This window comes from Mesorhizobium sp. M0140, from assembly GCF_040322475.1.
Lineage (GTDB): Bacteria > Pseudomonadota > Alphaproteobacteria > Rhizobiales > Rhizobiaceae > Mesorhizobium.
Genome location: NZ_JAMYTM010000020.1, coordinates 68,074 through 85,314 on the forward strand (window position 1 = coordinate 68,074; position 17,241 = coordinate 85,314).

16 protein-coding genes are annotated in these 17,241 nt (G+C 62.3%); 7 read left to right on the plus strand and 9 right to left on the minus strand.

Going from position 1 to position 17,241, the window contains the following annotated elements:
* The first annotated feature begins 13 nt into the window (after positions 1–13).
* From ugpA to NKJ37_RS20305, 3 genes are read left to right on the plus strand one after another with little or no spacing between them, the layout of a single operon-like run.
* Entirely contained in the window at positions 14–898 is an 885-nt protein-coding gene (gene ugpA, locus NKJ37_RS20295; protein WP_023811118.1) for a sn-glycerol-3-phosphate ABC transporter permease UgpA, read from the plus strand.
* Between the two features lie 9 nt (positions 899–907).
* The gene (gene ugpE / locus NKJ37_RS20300) at positions 908–1,756 is read left to right on the plus strand and encodes a sn-glycerol-3-phosphate ABC transporter permease UgpE (protein WP_023811119.1); all 849 of its coding nucleotides are present in this window, start codon (positions 908–910) and stop codon (positions 1,754–1,756) included.
* Between the two features lie 7 nt (positions 1,757–1,763).
* Positions 1,764–2,831 carry a sn-glycerol-3-phosphate import ATP-binding protein UgpC gene (locus tag NKJ37_RS20305; protein WP_352612768.1) on the plus strand — a complete coding sequence of 356 codons (1,068 nt, stop codon included), beginning with the start codon at positions 1,764–1,766 and terminating at the stop codon, positions 2,829–2,831.
* Between the two features lie 13 nt (positions 2,832–2,844).
* On the opposite strand, the gene NKJ37_RS20310 is transcribed toward NKJ37_RS20305, so the two are convergent.
* From NKJ37_RS20310 to NKJ37_RS20330, 5 genes are all read right to left on the minus strand, one after another.
* Positions 2,845–3,927: an ABC transporter ATP-binding protein gene (locus NKJ37_RS20310; protein ID WP_023811121.1), complete on the minus strand. Its 1,083-nt coding sequence runs from the start codon at positions 3,925–3,927 to the stop codon at positions 2,845–2,847.
* Complete coding sequence (locus NKJ37_RS20315; RefSeq protein WP_352723327.1) at positions 3,924–5,504, minus strand: ABC transporter permease; 1,581 nt, start codon at positions 5,502–5,504, stop codon at positions 3,924–3,926. Before NKJ37_RS20315 ends, NKJ37_RS20310 begins: the two co-directional genes overlap by 4 nt.
* A 174-nt stretch (positions 5,505–5,678) precedes the next feature.
* On the minus strand, positions 5,679–6,686 hold the full coding sequence (locus tag NKJ37_RS20320) for an iron ABC transporter substrate-binding protein (protein WP_023811123.1): 1,008 nt from the start codon (positions 6,684–6,686) through the stop codon (positions 5,679–5,681).
* A 158-nt stretch (positions 6,687–6,844) separates the two neighbouring features.
* The gene (locus tag NKJ37_RS20325) at positions 6,845–8,071 is read right to left on the minus strand and encodes a cytochrome P450 (RefSeq protein WP_352774809.1); all 1,227 of its coding nucleotides are present in this window, start codon (positions 8,069–8,071) and stop codon (positions 6,845–6,847) included.
* Positions 8,068–8,832, minus strand: a complete 765-nt coding sequence (locus NKJ37_RS20330; protein WP_210164044.1) for a GNAT family N-acetyltransferase — start codon at positions 8,830–8,832, stop codon at positions 8,068–8,070. The genes NKJ37_RS20325 and NKJ37_RS20330 overlap by 4 nt, the downstream gene beginning before the upstream one ends.
* Here NKJ37_RS20330 and NKJ37_RS20335 point away from each other — a divergent pair.
* From NKJ37_RS20335 to NKJ37_RS20350, 4 genes are all read left to right on the plus strand, one after another.
* Complete coding sequence (locus NKJ37_RS20335; protein WP_352774811.1) at positions 8,812–9,831, plus strand: hypothetical protein; 1,020 nt, start codon at positions 8,812–8,814, stop codon at positions 9,829–9,831. The genes NKJ37_RS20330 and NKJ37_RS20335 overlap by 21 nt on opposite strands.
* A gap of 156 nt (positions 9,832–9,987) precedes the next feature.
* Positions 9,988–10,518, plus strand: a complete 531-nt coding sequence (locus NKJ37_RS20340; RefSeq protein ID WP_128304640.1) for a sigma-70 family RNA polymerase sigma factor — start codon at positions 9,988–9,990, stop codon at positions 10,516–10,518.
* Positions 10,519–10,540: 22 nt separating this feature from the next.
* On the plus strand, positions 10,541–11,179 hold the full coding sequence (locus NKJ37_RS20345; RefSeq protein WP_023811127.1) for an NrsF family protein: 639 nt from the start codon (positions 10,541–10,543) through the stop codon (positions 11,177–11,179).
* A 210-nt stretch (positions 11,180–11,389) separates the two neighbouring features.
* Positions 11,390–13,351: a PAS domain S-box protein gene (locus tag NKJ37_RS20350; protein WP_352774814.1), complete on the plus strand. Its 1,962-nt coding sequence runs from the start codon at positions 11,390–11,392 to the stop codon at positions 13,349–13,351.
* A 52-nt stretch (positions 13,352–13,403) separates the two neighbouring features.
* Here the strand turns inward: NKJ37_RS20350 and NKJ37_RS20355 are convergent, their stop codons facing one another.
* The 4 genes from NKJ37_RS20355 to NKJ37_RS20370 all read right to left on the minus strand — a co-directional run bounded on the left by NKJ37_RS20355 (position 13,404) and on the right by NKJ37_RS20370 (position 17,232).
* On the minus strand, positions 13,404–14,282 hold the full coding sequence (locus NKJ37_RS20355) for a 3-hydroxybutyryl-CoA dehydrogenase (protein WP_013529423.1): 879 nt from the start codon (positions 14,280–14,282) through the stop codon (positions 13,404–13,406).
* A 232-nt stretch (positions 14,283–14,514) separates the two neighbouring features.
* Positions 14,515–15,444 (minus strand): electron transfer flavoprotein subunit alpha/FixB family protein, encoded by a 930-nt coding sequence (locus tag NKJ37_RS20360; protein WP_352774816.1) that lies wholly within the window; start codon positions 15,442–15,444, stop codon positions 14,515–14,517.
* A gap of 24 nt (positions 15,445–15,468) precedes the next feature.
* A complete protein-coding gene (locus NKJ37_RS20365) occupies positions 15,469–16,218 on the minus strand; it encodes an electron transfer flavoprotein subunit beta/FixA family protein (protein WP_352774818.1) in 750 nt (249 codons plus the stop codon).
* Positions 16,219–16,431: 213 nt separating this feature from the next.
* Positions 16,432–17,232, minus strand: coding sequence for a rhomboid family intramembrane serine protease (locus tag NKJ37_RS20370; RefSeq protein WP_352774820.1), 801 nt, complete (start codon positions 17,230–17,232; stop codon positions 16,432–16,434).
* Between the last annotated feature and the right edge of the window lie 9 nt (positions 17,233–17,241).

The following is a 17,241-nucleotide window of genomic DNA, read 5'->3' on the forward strand; positions in this document are numbered from 1 at the left end:
TCGGAGTGGCTCCATGACCCCTCGCGTCGTGTTTCCCAACAAGATCCTTCCCTACCTGCTGGTGGCGCCGCAACTGGCCATCACGCTCGTTTTTTTCTACTGGCCGGCCGGTCAGGCGTTCTACCAATCCATGCTCAGGCAGGACCCGTTCGGACTGAGGACCAAGTTCGTCTGGTTCGCCAATTTCAGGAAAGTGCTTGCCGATCCGGCCTACCTGAACTCGATCAAGGTCACGGTGGTGTTTTCCCTTGCGACCGCTATCGTCGCCATGTGCGTGGCGCTCCTGCTCGCGGTCATGGCAGAGAAGGTGGTGCGCGGCAAAGGTCTCTACCGCACGCTCTTGATCTGGCCCTACGCGGTGGCGCCGGCGATCGCCGGTATGTTGTGGCTGTTCCTCTTCAACCCGTCGATCGGGTCGCTGGCCTACATGCTGAGGAGTTTCGGCATCGCCTGGGATCCACTGCTCAACGGCACCCACGCCATGATCCTGCTGGTGTCCGCCGCTGCCTGGAAGCAGATCAGCTACAATTTCCTGTTCTTCGTCGCCGGCCTGCAGGCGGTGCCGAAAGCCTTGATCGAGGCGGCGGCCATGGACGGCGCCGGCGAGACCAAGCGATTCTGGACCATCGTCTTCCCGCTGCTTGCGCCGACGACCTTCTTCCTGCTGGTCGTCAACACCGTCTATGCCCTGTTCGACACGTTCGGCATCGTCCATGCCGTCACCGGAGGCGGTCCGGGCAAGACGACTGAGACGCTGGTCTACAAGGTATACAATGACGGCTTCGTCAATCTGATCCTCGGTGACTCGGCGGCGCAGTCGGTCATCCTGATGGTCATCGTCATCTCGCTCACGGCCATCCAGTTCCGCTATGTGGAACGCAAAGTCCATTACGGCTGAGGGCGAGCGATGATCGGCCAGTCACCGCTCCGCACCGTCATCGCCCACGCCGTGCTGATCCTCGGCATATTGATCGTTGCCTTCCCGATCTACTACACGTTCGTTGCCTCGACGCAGACGCTGCAAACGATCCTCAGGCCGCCGTTGCCGCTCCTGCCCGGCGATCAGTTCTGGAACAATTACACCGAGGCGCTGTTCGGCGGTGTCGGTCGCATCGGCGGCGTCAGCGTCGGTCGATTGCTGCTCAACACCACGGTCATGGCGCTCGGCATCGCGGTGGGGAAGATTTTCATCTCGATCCTGTCGGCCTATGCGATCGTGTTCTTCCGTTTTCCGCTGCGGATGGTCTTCTTCTGGCTGATCTTCATCACCCTGATGCTTCCCGTTGAGGTGCGCATCCTGCCGACCTACAAGGTGATGGTCGATCTCGGCATGATCGACACCTATGCCGGCTTGATCATCCCGCTGATCGCCTCGGCCACCGCCACATTGCTGTTTCGACAGTTTTTCATGACCATTCCAGGTGAGCTGGTGGAGGCGGCGCGTGTCGACGGTGCGGGGCCGTGGCGCTTCTTCTTCGATATCCTGTTGCCGTTGTCGCGGACAAATATCGCGGCGCTGTTCGTCATCCTCTTCATTTATGGCTGGACGCAGTATCTATGGCCGTTGCTCGTCACCAACAGCAGCAACATGAACACGATCGTCATCGCGCTCAGAAAGATGGTCTCCTTCGCCGATGCCGATACGCAATGGAACCTGGTCATGGTCACAGCGATGCTGGCCATCGTGCCGCCGATCCTGGTCGTGGTGCTGATGCAACGCTGGTTCGTTCGCGGCCTGGTCGATTCCGAAAAGTGAGAAGCTGATGGCGACCGTCGATCTGAAGGATGTGAAGAAGGTCTACCCCAGCGGTTTCGAGGCCGTGAAGGGCGTTTCAATCGCAGTTCCCGACAAGGAGCTTTGCGTGCTGGTCGGCCCATCGGGCTGCGGCAAGTCCACGCTGCTCAGAATGATCGCCGGGCTCGAAACCATCTCCTCGGGAACAGTTGCGATCGATGGCAAGATCGTAAACTCAATTGGTCCAACCGAGCGTGACATCGCCATGGTGTTCCAGAACTACGCGCTCTATCCGCATATGAAAGTCTACGACAACATGGCCTATGGGCTGCGCAACCGCGGCACGCCGAAGGACGAGATCGACAGCCGGGTTCGCGCGACGGCGAAAATACTGGAACTTTCGGCGCTGCTCGACCGCCGCCCGCGGGAGCTTTCCGGCGGCCAGCGCCAGCGTGTCGCCATGGGTCGTGCCATTGTGCGCAACCCGAGGGTTTTCCTGTTCGACGAGCCGCTCTCCAATCTCGATGCCAAATTGCGTGGCCAGATGCGGGTCGAGATAAAGAACCTGCAACGCTCGCTTGGCGTCACGTCGGTCTATGTCACGCATGACCAGCTCGAGGCGATGACGTTGGCCGACATTCTCGTCGTCATGAATGCCGGACTGGTCGAGCAAATGGGGGCGCCGCTCGACGTCTACGAAAGACCGGCCTCGACCTTCGTCGCTTCCTTCATCGGCGCGCCGCCGATGAATCTCCTGGCACTGACCGAAGGCGCCTCGGGCGCGGTGCTCGCAGACGGCACGGCGATCGCTTTCGCGCCTCGGGAGGCAAGAGCTGCGACCCTCGGTTTTCGGCCCGAGGATGCCGACGTCACCTTCAATGCGGAGGCGCCGTCCGGCGCGCTCGTCCTGCCGGCGCTGGTCGAGGCAGTCGAACCGGTAGGCGCCGAAAGTTTCCTTCACTGTGCGGCAGGCGGCAACCGCATCGTCGTGCGTGTCGCGGGTCGCGCCACCGCCACGGTTGGCAACCAATTGCGCGTGGTTGCCAAGGCAGAAAAGCTGCACTGGTTCGATCAGGCAGGAAAGCGCGTCGGTTAACCGCATACGGCGTTCAGGCGAAGACATGCGCCTTTCCCGATACGGTCAGTCGGACGATCTCGCCGACCGCCGGCGCGTCCATGCCCGGTTTGCGCAGGACCAGCGGCGTGTTGCCGATCGCTGCCGCATCGGGCGGATCGGCATTGTTCAAGAGCCGCACCGCGACCGTGCACATCGAGCCGGCGAATTCAGATTCCGTCACTTCGCCGAACAGCATGTCCGAGGTGCCGGACATGCCCTCGCGCGACGTTCTCTTCAGCGCGATCTGCTCCGGGCGAAGCATGATGCGGGCGATGTCGCGGCTGTCATTGGTGTCGACCGCGATGCGGCCGAGCGGCGAGTTGGCGAAGCCATTCGATATCTTGGCCGGCAGGATGATGGCGTCGCCCAGGAATTCGGCGATCATCCTGTCCTTCGGCTTGAGATAGAGCTCGCGCGGCGTGCCGATTTGCGAGAACTTGCCGTCGCGCATCACCGCGACCTGGCTGGCGAAGGACAGCGCCTCGGCCTGGTCGTGCGTCACCAGGATGGTGGTGATGCCGGCGGCTTCCAGCAGCTCGGCTACCGCCTTGCGCATCGAGGCGCGCAGGCCGGTATCGAGCGCCGAGAACGGCTCGTCCAGAAGCATCAGCCTGGGCTTCATCGCCATGGCGCGGGCCAATGCCACACGCTGCTGCTGGCCGCCGGAGAGTTCGTGCGGGCGGCGTTTGAGGATCGCCTTGTCGAGCCCGACGATATAGGCGAGCTCGACGATGCGCTCAGCGCGCTTGTCCTCGCCGCGGCCCATGCCGAAACCGATATTGTCGCCAATGGTCAGATGCGGAAACAGGGCACCATCCTGCGCCACCACGCCGATGCCTCGCCGATATGCCGGCACCGCAGCGCCGCCATTGGCCAATATCGTACCGTCGAGCGTGATGTGCCCCTGGTCCGGCGCCTCGAAGCCGGCAATCAGCCGCAGCAGGGTCGTCTTGCCGCAGCCGGAAGGACCGACAATCGCCGTGCGGCTGCCGCTGGCGACGTTCATGTCGACGCCGGCAAGGGCCGACACCGGGCCGTACTGCTTGTGCAGGCCGCTGATTTCGAGAAAGCTCATCGTCCGGCCATCCGTTTCGACTGGACATAGAGCAGCCAGGTCAAGGGCAGCGACATCGCCACCATGATGAAGGCGTAAGGTGCCGCGGAGGCATAATCAATCTCACCGCTGTAGGACCAGAACGCCATCGCCAGCGTGCGGGTACCGTTGGGCGCCAGCATTTGGGTGGCGGTCAGTTCGTTCATGATGCCGAGCGCCACCAGCGCCATGCCGGCCGCGGCACCAGGCGCCGATAGGCGGATCGTCGTCGACCACAACGCCTGCAGCGGCGGCCGGCCGAGGCTGGAAGCGGCGCGTTCGAGTTCCACCGGCGCCTGCGCGATCGACGCCCGCAGGCTGACCAGCGCGCGCGGCAGGAACATCAGCGCATAGGCCACCAGGATGGTGAACAGGGTCTGGTAGAGCGGCAGCGCGATGCGCACCGTGATGGTGACCAGCGCCAGTGCAATGACAACCCCCGGCAACGAGCCGACAATGTAGTTGCAGCCCTCCAGCAGGCGCTGCAACGGCCCCGGCGCGCGGATCGAGATCCAGGCCATCGGCATGGCGGCGACCGTGGCCAGCAAGGCGCCGGCGAGCGCCAGGAACAGCGTCTGCCCAAGCGCCAGGCCGATCTCGTTCAGGCGCCAGACAGCGGCGCCGCCGGCGGCAAGCCAGCCACCGATGGTGACGAACGGCACGCCGAGCGCCAAAAGCGTGGTGACGACAAGCAAGAGCAGGCTAGGGATGGTGGCGCGTCCGAGGCTCGTGCGTTGCTGATGGCGCGCCGCACCTGAGCCGACGCGGGCATAGCGCTCCTCACCGCGCACCAGCACTTCGAGGCCGAGCAGCACGAAGCAGCAACTGACCAGCACGCCGGCCAGCATGTTGGCGGCCGGTCCGTTGAAGGTCGACTGGAACTGGTCGACGATCGCCGTGGTGAAGGTGTCGAAGCGGATGAAGACATAGAGGCCGTACTCGGCCAGCAGATGCAGGCCGACCAGCAGCGAGCCGCCGCAGATGGCGAGCCGCAATTGCGGCAGCACGACCCGCCAGAACACGCGCCGGGGCCCAAGGCCGAGTGCGGCGGCGGCGTCCTCGAGGGCGGGATCGAGACGGCGCAATGCCGCCGACACCGGCAGATACAGGAACGGGAAATAGGCGATCACGGAAACCAGCACGCCGGCCCACAGGCCGTGCAGTCCCGGCACCATGGTGATCCAGGCATAGCTGTGCACGAAAGCCGGGATGGCGAGCGGCGCCACGCATAGCCAGGCCCAGAGCCGGGCGCCCGGCAGGTCGCTGCGTTCGGTCAGCCAGGCCAGCGCAACCGACAGCACGATGGTGATCGGCACGGAGAGCGCGACCAGCAGGACAGTGTTGACCAGAAGCTCGCCGACACGCGGCCGGAAGACCAGCGCCGAGACGGTTTCCCAGCCGGTCTGCACCGCGATCCAGATGATGAAGGCGAGCGGCACCAGCGCCAGCAGCGCAACGAAGATGGCGGCGAGGACCAGCCAAAGCGGTGCGCGTCGCCGGGCCCTTCGGCCTGTGCCCGAAGGCAGGCCCGAACGCGCGAGATCAACCGCGGACTGCATCAGGTCAGACGCCGTGCCGCTGCCGTCCAGCGGCAGCAATTGAAGGACCGCGATCACGGTCGGGAACACAGCGTGTCGTCATCGACGAATGCCATCTCGAAAAACAAAATCACTCCCGCGGAAGGCGAATTCCCGCGGGAGCGTGGTCGGGTGTCCTTTTAGGACGAATGGCAACTAAAGCAAGCCGGCTGCCGTCATCAGGTCGGTGACCTTCTTGGAGTTCAGCGTCGTGGCGTCGACCTTTGGTGCCTGCAGATCGACGAGCGGCACCAGCTTCGGGTTGGACTCCGCACCCTTGCCGACCGCGTATTCGAAGGAATCGCCGGTCTTCAGCACGTCCTGGCCGCCCTTGCCTGTCAGCCATTTCAGGAAGGCCTGGGCTTCCTTCGGATGCTTGCTCGAGGCCAGCACACCGCCGCCGGAGATCGAGACGAACGCGCCCGGATCCTGGTTCTTGAAATAGTGCAGCTCGACATTCTTGCTGTTTTCGCCGGTCTTGGCCTGATCGCCGAAGTAGTAATAGTGATAGATGACGCCGCCTTCGATCTCGCCGGCATTGACCGCCTTCATCACCGTGCTGTTGCCCTTATAGGCGGTGAAGTTGGTTTTCATCGCCTTCAGCCAGTCGGCGGTAGCGGCTTCGCCCTTGAGCTGGAGCAGGGCACTGACGATGGCCTGGAAATCGGCGCCTGACGGGGAGGCGGCCCAACGGCCCTTCCAGCTCGGATCGGCGAGGTCGAGCATCGACTTGGGCAACTGGTCGGCGGTCAGCTTGGTCTTGTTATAGGCAAAGACCGTGCTGCGCGCTGCGACGCCGACCCATTTGCCGCTGGCCGGCTGATAGTCCTGGGGAACCTGTGCCAACGTGTCGGCGTCGACCGGCGCGAACAGGCCGGCCGTCTCGACCAGCACCATGGCCGGCGAGTTTTCCGTCAGGAACACGTCGGCCGGCGAAGCAGTGCCCTCAGCGACGATCTGGTTGGAGAAGTCGCTGTCGCCGCCATTGCGCACGGTGACCTTGATGCCGGTCTCCTTGGTGAAGCCTTCGGCCCACGCCTTGGTCAGGCTTTCGTGCTGGGCGTTGTAGACAATGATGCCATCATCTTCCGCCATCGACGGGCTGGCGATCAGCATGATTGCCAGCGCGGTGGCGCCGGCGAGGGTGGAAAGAGCGTATTTCATGTCATTGTCCTAAAGTTCGGTTGGCACCGGCTCACCTACCGATACCTGACAGCCTTAGTCAACATTGGTGATCTGCTTCAATCGGCCGCTGAAGCACAAACGCTTGATATCGGGCTCACAATTCCAAGTGATGAAGTGACGCGAATGGCGTGCCGAATTCAACCCGATGGTTGATAGGCCGACCGGATGAATGGGGCGGCTTGCAGACCGTGGAAAAGCACCGAATGCCGCCTGACGACCCTGGGAAGATCCAAGCACCAGCCTTTGGCCTGCGTGAACAAGGCCTCCAGCAGTACAGCCATTTCTAACCGGGCGACGTGTTGACCCAGACAGGCATGCAGTCCGGTGCCAAAGGCAAGGGCCGACGAAATGCCGGAACCCAAATCCAACCGGTCGCCCGCCGGAAAAACAGAAATGTCTCGATTGGCGCTCGCCAGCACGGGTACGACGGCCTGCCCGGCTTTTATGGTTGCGCCACCAAACTGCAAATCTTCCGCGGCGATACGCGCTCCGGCATAGTGAACCGGAGCGCAAAAACGGAGCAGCTCTTCGGCTGCTGAAAACCAACTGACTTTCCCATCTTCAAGCAGCGAAAGCTGTTCTGGGAAGCGTGCAAGCGCGACCAGCGCATTGCCGAAGGTATCGACGACTGTCGCCTGCCCGGCAAAGAGCAGGAATACGATGTTTGCAATGACATCGTCTCTCAGCCAGCGGCCAGCCTCGACTTCGGCAAGCATCTGAGCTGAAATACCGTTTGGGCGCACAGCACCGTGTTCTATCACGCTGGATACCCATGCCTCCAACCGGCGGCAGGCATCGTTTGCGTCTTCGTCTACGCCTCCGGCCCTTATTTCCAGGGCGTTGGCCATAAGCTGTGCGTCGGCGCCAATCCGCCAGGGATCGTCCATGTCGATACCAAGGATCTGTTCCAGGCCTGAAAACGATAGCGGCAGGCCTATATCACGAACCGCGTCGAACTCCGGTTTTTGTACAGCTGCCTGCGTAAGTTCCGACGCTTTGGCCGCAAGCCGGTCGAACAGCCCATTGCTGGAGGAAAAGCTTAGCGAACCAGCCAATGGGCGGCGCAGGCGCATGTGCCGCGGCGGGTCGGACAGCAGCATGGAACGGGTCAACAGGTCCAGGGCCGGATTGGCGCTGATCTTTTGCCTGACCTCCTGATAGGCGCCCGGCGGTGCCTGCAGCAACAGCGGGTGTTTCAAGGCCTGGGAAACAAGCGCATGGCTGAACACGTAGAAGGCTTCACCGACCTCGGGATAAGGAGGTTTGCCCCAACTGGCGCCTCCTGAACTCCGACGACGGGCGAATTCGGGAAACGCATCGCTGCCATGGGCAATGGGGTCAAATAGATCAGCTTGATCTGTCATCGGGCAAGATCGACAGCAAAGATAACGCGAAATCCGCCGGAACTCATGTCTTCAGGTAGAAAATCGGACGCGAGATGTAGAAATTCGCACCGGAGAACACGGTTATAGAACCGCAGTAGCGGATCCCTCGTTATTGATTCCACCGAAGGCATGACACCGGTCCGGTGCCAATCGTCGATGGTCCGACGAAATTCCGGATCCGGCCGAACCTTGTCGGGCAACTCGTCCTGTGCTCCCGCGTAGGACGGGCAACGTCCGTCGCCGACCAACCAACGCGCACCGACCTGCCGGCCATAGTCAGACATTTGCGACAACAGGCGGCGTGCCATGTCGGTGCCGCGGAATTCGGGTCGCACACCAAGATTGTAAACGTAGAGTGACCGTGCAGGTTGGCTCCTGACAAGCGAAGAGTAGGCGGAGAAGGTCTTGGGGAACCTTCCCGTATCGTGCGGATCTTGGCTGGTTTCCACGAAGCAGATCGCGCCTGCAACAAGGTTCTCAACCATGGCCAGGATCATTGTATGCCCGAGCGAAAGCCGGTGGTGAATTGTTTTTTCGCTGGCACCGAGTCGTCCCCAGGCTGCGGCCTCCATCGCGGCCATGCCCGGAACGTCGTCTGCCACAAGTTGTTGAAATACGATCATCTTCATCGTCGAAAGGCCGCTCGTAATTGCGATATCGAATCGATAATTTTCTGATACCAGCTGTTGATGGGTGCATGAGTAGGGGCGGGTTGTCTCATGATCTTCTATGTTTGCCATCGCTTGCATGCCTATACCCTGGCAAGCCTGCTACTCTATTTTCGAACTGATTTGCAGGATTCTGTGCGCTTTGTCCCCTATGACGAACGGGCGCATCTGCTTGAGATTTCCAGAGGCACCGTTCTTTGGACGGATTTGGACCGACTGAGCGAAGCAGAGATTGAAGCATGCTCCAATCTCAGCCAGCGAATGAAGTCGCAGCAGCCTGATCTGTTTCAACTCAACCATCCGCGAAAAAGCCTTCAGCGTTTCGATCTATTGCGTATGCTGTTCGCGCACGGCATCAATGATTTCAATGTATACAGACCCGAAATTCTGCCGGCGGGAATGCGTTTTCCTGTCTTTCTGCGTGACGAGACGGGCGCCGCTTATAAAGTGCCGCCGCTGTTGCAATCGCCGGCGGAACTCGGCGAGGCGCTCTCGAACCTGGGTACGATGAATTTTGTTCGCCCCATGGTGGTGGAGTTTGGAGCAAAGGCTGGTGCCGATGGCAGCTACCGAAAATACTCGGCATATCGGATCGGCGAGCGCAGTTATGCGCAACACTGCTTCGCCAGCAAGGAGTGGTTCATAAAGGTACAGGGAGGCGGTATGTCGGGGCAACATCGGGTCGAGCATACCGCCTTTGTGCGCGACAATCCGCATGCGGTAGAGCTGATGCCGATTTTCGAGAAGGCGGGGATCTCATATGGCAGGATCGACTACACCATTGTCGATGGTCGCATCCAGGTTTTCGAGATCAACACCAATCCCACTGTATTGAACGACCCTCCCACACCCTTCGACAGATATGATTCGTTGCCTTACGCCAACATGCATGCAGATGCCTTGGCACAGCTGCCATATGCTAACGATCCCCTATCCACTCCGGATATCGATGAGACACATCTCCAGATCTTGGGCCGCCTGAGAAACAAGTACCGTCGCAGACGAATGAAGCTGACCGTTCGAAAGGGCTTCAGGTCTTTCCGGGATGCCATGTTCGGCGCCAAGCCTTGAGTTCAAGAACAAGAGCGCGGGGCAATATCGCACTGGCGATCGGCGCGCAGTGTGCAGCAAACTTTCGTGATTTGCCGGCAGTTTGGCTTGGACATTATTTCGCCGGCCACGTAACAAATCAGCGCCGAGACGCGAAATTCGGGGGAGTGAACTCTTGTGAGCGGCAAGGACGAGGCCGAACTTTCCCGGCTGATGCGGGCCGCCATCGCGGGAGATGAAAGGGCTTACGCCGACTTTCTGCACCGGATTGCCGCGCTGGTTCGCGGTTTTGCCAGGCGCAAGATCGTGCTGGGCGGGGTCGATCCCGAGGATGTCGTGCAGGAAACCTTGCTGGCCATTCATGTGAAACGACATACCTGGCGCCAGGATGCGCCGGTGTTGCCGTGGATCTACGCGATCGCCCGCTTCAAGCTGATCGATGCGTTCCGGCGGCGCGGACGGCGCATCGAGATCGACATCGACGATATCGCCGAGACGTTCGCCGAGCCGGAAACCGAGACCGTCAGCGAGCGAGACATCAACCGGGCATTGCACAGCCTGTCGCCGGCACAGCGCGCCGTGGTCTCGGCCGTGTCGGTGGAAGGGCGGTCCATCGGTGAGACGGCGGCGAAGTTCGGCATCAGCGAGACGGCGGTGCGTGTGTCGCTGCATCGCGGACTTGCCGCGATAGCCAAGCGATTCGGGTAGGGGCGGTTCGGGCGGGAATGACATGAGGACGGACGATCTCATCAAGGCGCTGGACGCCGATGCAAGCAGCAAGGCGATGCCGCTGCAATCTGCCTGGTGGCTGGCCGCCGGTGCGGGGGCGGTGATCGCGGCCATCGTTTTCCTGCTGACCATTGGCCCGCGCCCAGACTTCATGGCGGCCGCGCACACGATGCGCTTCCTCTCCAAATTCGTCTTCACCATCGTGCTGGCCGTCAGCGCCTTCGCCCTGATCCGTGCCTTGTCGACGCCGGGCGCCTCGACGGGCCGGGCAATGGCCTGGATGGCCGCGGCGCCAGTGCTGGTAGCCGTGGCGGTGCTTCTGGAGCTTTTTATGGTGCCGGAGGCGCTGTGGGGTACACGGATGGTCGGCAACAACATGATGCTCTGCATGGGCTTCATCCCGCTGATCGGTATTGGCCCGCTTGCCGTCTTCCTGTGGATGCTGCGCTATGGCGCGCCGACACGGCCGGTGCTTGCCGGTGCGGTGGCGGGCCTGCTCGCCGGCGGGCTGGCGGCAACCTTCTATGCCGCGCACTGCTTCGACGACTCGCCGCTTTTCGTCGCCCCCTGGTACACGATAGCGATCGCAGCGCTCGCATTGCTCGGTGCGCTCGGCGGACGGTTTTTCATACGCTGGTAGCGTTTCGTAACGATCGCGGACCCGTGCACCGATCCTTAATCATGCCGGCAATTGTTTGCCGGTTGGCGACCACGCCGGCATGCCGGACGCAACCTTTCCTTAAAAACGATCCGCCAAGGTTGATGCGAGAACATGCGTTTGCGCACGGGGGTGGCACGTATCGTGATGTGGCGAGGATTGACCAGCCGAGAATCTCTTGGGCATGCAGGGTTGGCGTTGCTCGTCGCCGGCTTGGGCGTGCTGGCGACCTCGATCCTGCTTTCGCGCCTGGACCTCGGCACCGAAGCGTTGAAGCTCTGCCTGCAGATCGCGGTGGCGATGGCGGTGGGCGCGCTGTTCCTCGCTGCCCTGTCCGTCCGCAGGATCAGCAGGGATCGCCAACAGATTGCCGAGAGCGAACTGCGCTTCCGCCGCGCCATGGAGGATTCGGCGATCGGCATCGTGGTTGTCGGTCTCGACGGTCGCATCCGCCAGACCAATCCGGCCTTCGCCGCCATGCTTGGCTACACAAGCGAAGAGATCGAGGCGCTGACTTTCTTCCAGATCACGCATCCCGACGATCTGCAGATCGGGCGGGAGACGATGGACGATCTGAAGGCGGGCACGGTCAATTCCTTCCACTTCGAGAAGCGCTATCTCAGGAAGGACGGAACGCCCGTCTGGGCCCATCTTGCCGGCTCGGTCATTCGCGATGAGACCAGCGGCCGTCCGCTCTATCTCGTCTCCCAAATCGAGAACATCGACGCGCGCAAGCAGGCCGAGGCGCGCATTGCCGAAGCGGAAACGCGTTGGAATTTTGCTCTGGCTGGTGCCGGCCAAGGCGTCTGGGACCTCGACATGCGCAAGGGCGGCACGACCTATTCCTCGACCTGGGTCAAGATGCTGGGCTATGCGGATGGCGAGCTCGATGGCGACACCGACAGCTGGCTGACGATGATTCATCCCGACGATCGCGAGACTGTCGCCGAAGCGGATCGCGCTCATCTCGAGGGCAAGACACCGTTCTTTGAGGCCGAATTCAGGATGCGCCACAAGGATGGCCACTGGATGTGGATACTCGACCGCGGCAAGGCTATCGAACGCGACGAGGATGGACGGCTGATCAGGGCCATTGGCAGCCTGACCGACATCACCCGTCGCAAGGAGGCCGAAGAGCGCCTCACTGTGTCGGCGGCAATGCTTGCCGATGAAAAGGAGCGGCTGAGGGTGACGCTGCAATCGATCGGCGATGCCGTCATCTGCACCGATGCCGCAAACCGCGTCACCTTCATGAACCCGGTCGCCGAAAAGCTGACCGGGATTGCCGGCGGCGAGGCTCTCGGCAAGATGCTTGGCCATGTCTACTGGGCGGTCGACGAGGAGACGGGGCACAGGATCGGCGTCACCCGGCCCGCGATTGGCGTTCATGCGCCCGCCGACCAGAACAGCCGCGCCGTCCTGATCCGGCGCGACGACACGCGCTGCAGCATCCGCCAGGTCGTGTCGCCGATCATCAACGAACGGAACGAATTCTGCGGGCTGGTCATCGTCTTCCAGGACTTTACCGATGCGCGCGCGCTGCAGCGCCAACTGGCGCACGCCGCGGCACACGACGCGCTGACCGGCCTTGCCAATCGCTCGAGCTTCATCCGCGCCATGGAGGGCCTGGTCGGTCAGGCCCGCAAGGACGGCACCGCCGACACGAGGAAGTCGACCGGCGACACGACAGAGTCGGTCGGAGCCAGCGGACATCAGTTCATGTTCATCGATCTCGACCACTTCAAACTGGTCAACGACACGGGCGGCCACGCGGCGGGAGACGCGCTGCTGAAGCGGGTTGCCGTGGCGATTCGTGGCGTGCTTGGTCCAGACGATATCGTCGCTCGCCTCGGCGGCGACGAATTCGCGGTCATTCTGAAATCGGGTTCAGCAGCCGGTGCCAAGATCGCGGCGCGCTCCATCATCGATGCGATCGGCGGCCTGGACTTCACCTGGGACGGCCGTCCTCACGTGATCGGCGCCAGCATCGGACTGGCTGCGATCAATGCCAATTGCGGCGAGGTCGACGAGATCATCGCGAGAGCCGATGCGGCCTGCTATGCGGCCAAGGCGGCCGGCCGTGGCTGTGTCTCCGTGGCGCCCGACGCACGGATCGTGGATGGCCGGACAGAGCCGCTGGCCGCGGCCTCCTGATCGAGCCTGTCACCGCCGGAAGGCTTGTCCCTGATTTGCGTCGACGATGCGCTCAGCGCGTCGGAACGGGATGCTCGCCGCGATAATCGTAAAAACCGCGCCCGGTTTTGCGGCCGAGCCAGCCGGCCTCGACATATTTCACCAGCAGCGGGCAAGGACGGTACTTCGAGTCCGACAGGCCGTCATGCAGCACCTGCATGATCGACAAGCAGGTATCGAGCCCGATGAAATCGGCCAACTGCAGCGGCCCCATCGGATGGTTGGCGCCGAGCCGCATGGCGGTGTCGATGGCGTCGACCGAGCCGACACCCTCATAGAGGGTGTAGATCGCCTCGTTGATCATCGGCAGCAGGATGCGGTTGACGATGAAGGCCGGAAAATCCTCCGAGACCGTAATCGTCTTGTCGAGCTGCTTCACGTAGGTCTTGGCCGCCTCGAAGGTCTGGTCCTCGGTGGCGATGCCGCGCACCAGCTCGACCAGCTTCATCAGCGGCACCGGATTCATGAAATGTATGCCGATGAACCGCTCCGGCCGGTCGGTCTGCGCGGCAAGCCGCGTGATCGAGATCGACGAGGTGTTGGTCGCCAGGATGGCTTCGGGATTGAGCTGCGGACAGAGCTGGGCGTAGATCTTGCGCTTGACCGTCTCGTCCTCGGTCGCCGCTTCGATCACCAGATCCGCGCCGGCAAGATCGGCCATCGCGGGCGCGGCCGAAATGCGGCCCATCGCGTCGTTGCGCACCTTCTCGTCGAGCTTGCCGGACCCCACCTGGCGGGCCATGTTGCCGCTGATTGTGGCGATGCCTTTCTCGATGCGGTCGGGCGAAATGTCGTAGATCAGCACCTTGTAACCCGAAAGCGCGGAGACATGGGCGATGCCGCCGCCCATCTGGCCCGCGCCGATGATGCCGATCGTCTCGATCTTGCTCATTACACCGATCCCGTCCTGAGCCCTTCCGCTTGAACTGCGAAAGCGCTCCACCTTTTTATTTTACCGCAATTCCCTAGGGAAAGCGCTACGCGCTTTTCCAGGGAAAACCGCTGCGCACTTTGCTGGAATTGCTTTTAGCCTTTGCGGCCTCTTTTTGTGCGGTGCAAACTAAAAGGGCGGGGCGACTTCGTCTACCCCACCCTCACCATTTAATACGCTTTGGCAGAAAGCGTCAAAGCGCCTTTTGCAGCTCCGGCAGGATGACGAAGAGATCGCCGACGAGACCGTAGTCGGCAACCTGGAAGATCGGTGCCTCCTCGTCCTTGTTGATGGCGACGATGACCTTCGAATCCTTCATGCCGGCAAGGTGCTGGATGGCGCCGGAGATGCCGACCGCGATGTAAAGATCGGGGGCAACCACCTTGCCGGTCTGGCCGACCTGCCAGTCGTTCGGCGCATAGCCGGCATCGACCGCGGCGCGGGAAGCCCCCACGGCTGCACCGAGCTTGTCGGCGACCGGCAGGATGACCTCCTGGAACTTCTCCGCCGAACCCAGCGCACGACCACCCGAGATGATGATCTTGGCCGAGGTCAGCTCCGGACGGTCGGTCTCGGAAAGCTTGTTCTCGACGAAGGTGGACAGGCCGGGATTGGCCGCGGCCTTGACGGTCTCGACCGCCGCCGAGCCGCCTTCGGGGGCTGCCTGGAAGGAGGCGGTGCGCACGGTGATGACCTTCGTGGCGTCGCTCGACTGCACCGTCTGGATGGCGTTGCCGGCATAGATCGGCCGCTTGAAGGTGTCGGGAGATACGACTTCGATGATCTCGGAAACCTGCGCGACATCGAGGAGCGCAGCCACGCGCGGCGCGACATTCTTGCCCGACGAGGTCGCCGGCGCGATGATGGTGTCGTAGGCGCCCGCCAGCGACACAATGAGCGCTGCCGTCGGTTCGGCGAGGCGCTCGGCAAGCTCGTCGGCTTCGGCCAGCAGCACCTTGCTCACGCCCTTCAGCTTGGCGGCAGCGTCGGCTGCCGGCTTGGCGCCCTTGCCGGCAACCAGCACATGCACGTCCGAGCCGATCTGCAGCGCCGCCGACAGCGCCTTGGCGGTCTGGTCGGAAAGCGTTGCGTTGTCGTGTTCTGCGATGAGGAGAATAGCCATTTTTCTTGTTCCTTTCCCGATCGCTTACAGCACGCCGGCTTCGTTCTTGAGCTTGTCGATCAGTTCGGCGACGCTCTTGACCTTGACGCCTGCCTTGCGGCCACTCGGCTCCTCGGTCTTGATGACCTTCAGCCGCGGCTTGACGTCGGCGCCGTAGTCGGCCGGGGTCTTCTCGTCGAGCTGCTTCTTCTTGGCCTTCATGATGTTGGGCAACGAGGCATAGCGCGGCTGGTTGAGGCGAAGGTCGGCGGTGACGATCACCGGCATCTTCAGTTCCACGGTCTGCAGGCCGCCGTCGACTTCGCGCGTCACCTTGGCCTTGTCGCCGTCGAGCACGATCTTGGAAGCGAAGGTGCCTTGCGCCCAGCCAAGCAGTGCCGCCAGCATCTGGCCGGTCTGGTTGGAGTCGTCGTCGATCGCCTGCTTGCCGAGAATGACGAGGCCGGGCTGCTCGGCGTCGACGACGCCTTTCAGCACCTTGGCGACGCCGAGCGGCTCGGTCTGTTCGTCGGTCTTGACCAGGATGGCGCGGTCGGCGCCCATGGCGAGCGCGGTGCGCAGTGTTTCCTGCGCCTGCTGCGGGCCGATCGAGACGACGATGATTTCTTCAGCCTTGCCGGCTTCCTTCAGCCGGATTGCTTCTTCCACCGCGATTTCGTCAAACGGGTTCATCGCCATCTTGACGTTGGCGAGCTCCACCGCCGAACCATCAGCCTTCACGCGAACCTTGACGTTCGCATCCACAACCCGCTTCACGGGCACAAGGATCTTCATTTGCCTGTCACCTCTTCACGCTAGTTGGGCGCGCTATAACAGCCTGCGCCCGTTCTGAGTTGTCGAAAGCCGACATTCCTGACTGAATTTTGGCCGGATGGAATTCCGGCCGGATGGAAATTCTGGTGTTTGCCCGCCTTAGGTTGCGGCGGTGACGTTTCCGTAGTTGCGGCAACCCTGCACGTCAATACGCTGCAAGCGGCTCAAATCGGTTCAGTCCGAACTGGAAGTGTTTCCTCGCCCCCAGCGCGGCGTCGCGGCGGGCGGGTCGGGGATCAGCGGTTCCGTGGCAACCGGCGGTTGGTCGGGAGCGGTGGGCGCGACGTCCTCGTCGGCGCCGGCAAACAGCGGCACGCCGCGGCTGCGCAGGACGAGCACAAGAACGGCTCCGGCAATGATGCCGCCGATATGGCAGGCCCACGAAATCTGGTCCTCGCCGCCGGCGGCAAACATCACCACCTGGAACAGCACCCACAAGATGAGCGGGATGAAGGCCGGGATGCGCAGCGGAATGCGGGCAAAGGCCAGCACCCAGACCTTCACCCTGGGATAGAGGATCAGATAGGCGACGACCACGCCGGCGATGGCGCCGGAGGCACCGATCAGCGGCGCCTGTGAATCCCAGGCGACGAGGCCCTGGAAGGCGGCGCCGGCGATCGCGCACAACAGGTAGAAGATGAGGTAGCGGATGTGGCCCAGCGCATCCTCGACATTGTCGCCGAACACCCACAGGAACAGCATGTTGCCGCCGAGGTGGAAGATGTCTGCATGGAGGAACGAATAGGTGAGGTAGCTCAGGCTTTCGGGGATGACGACAAAACGGGGATCGAGCTCGGCGGTGTCATGGACGACCGACGGGATGAAGCCCAGGCCAAGGACGGCGGCATTGGAGAAACTCTCGCCGCCGAGCGCGGTGGCGAGGTAGACCAGGGCGTTGACCACGATCAGCCCGATGGTCACATATTGCAGGCGGATGTGGCGCAGCCTGTTGGTGTCGTAAAGCGGGATGAACATGCCCCAGGC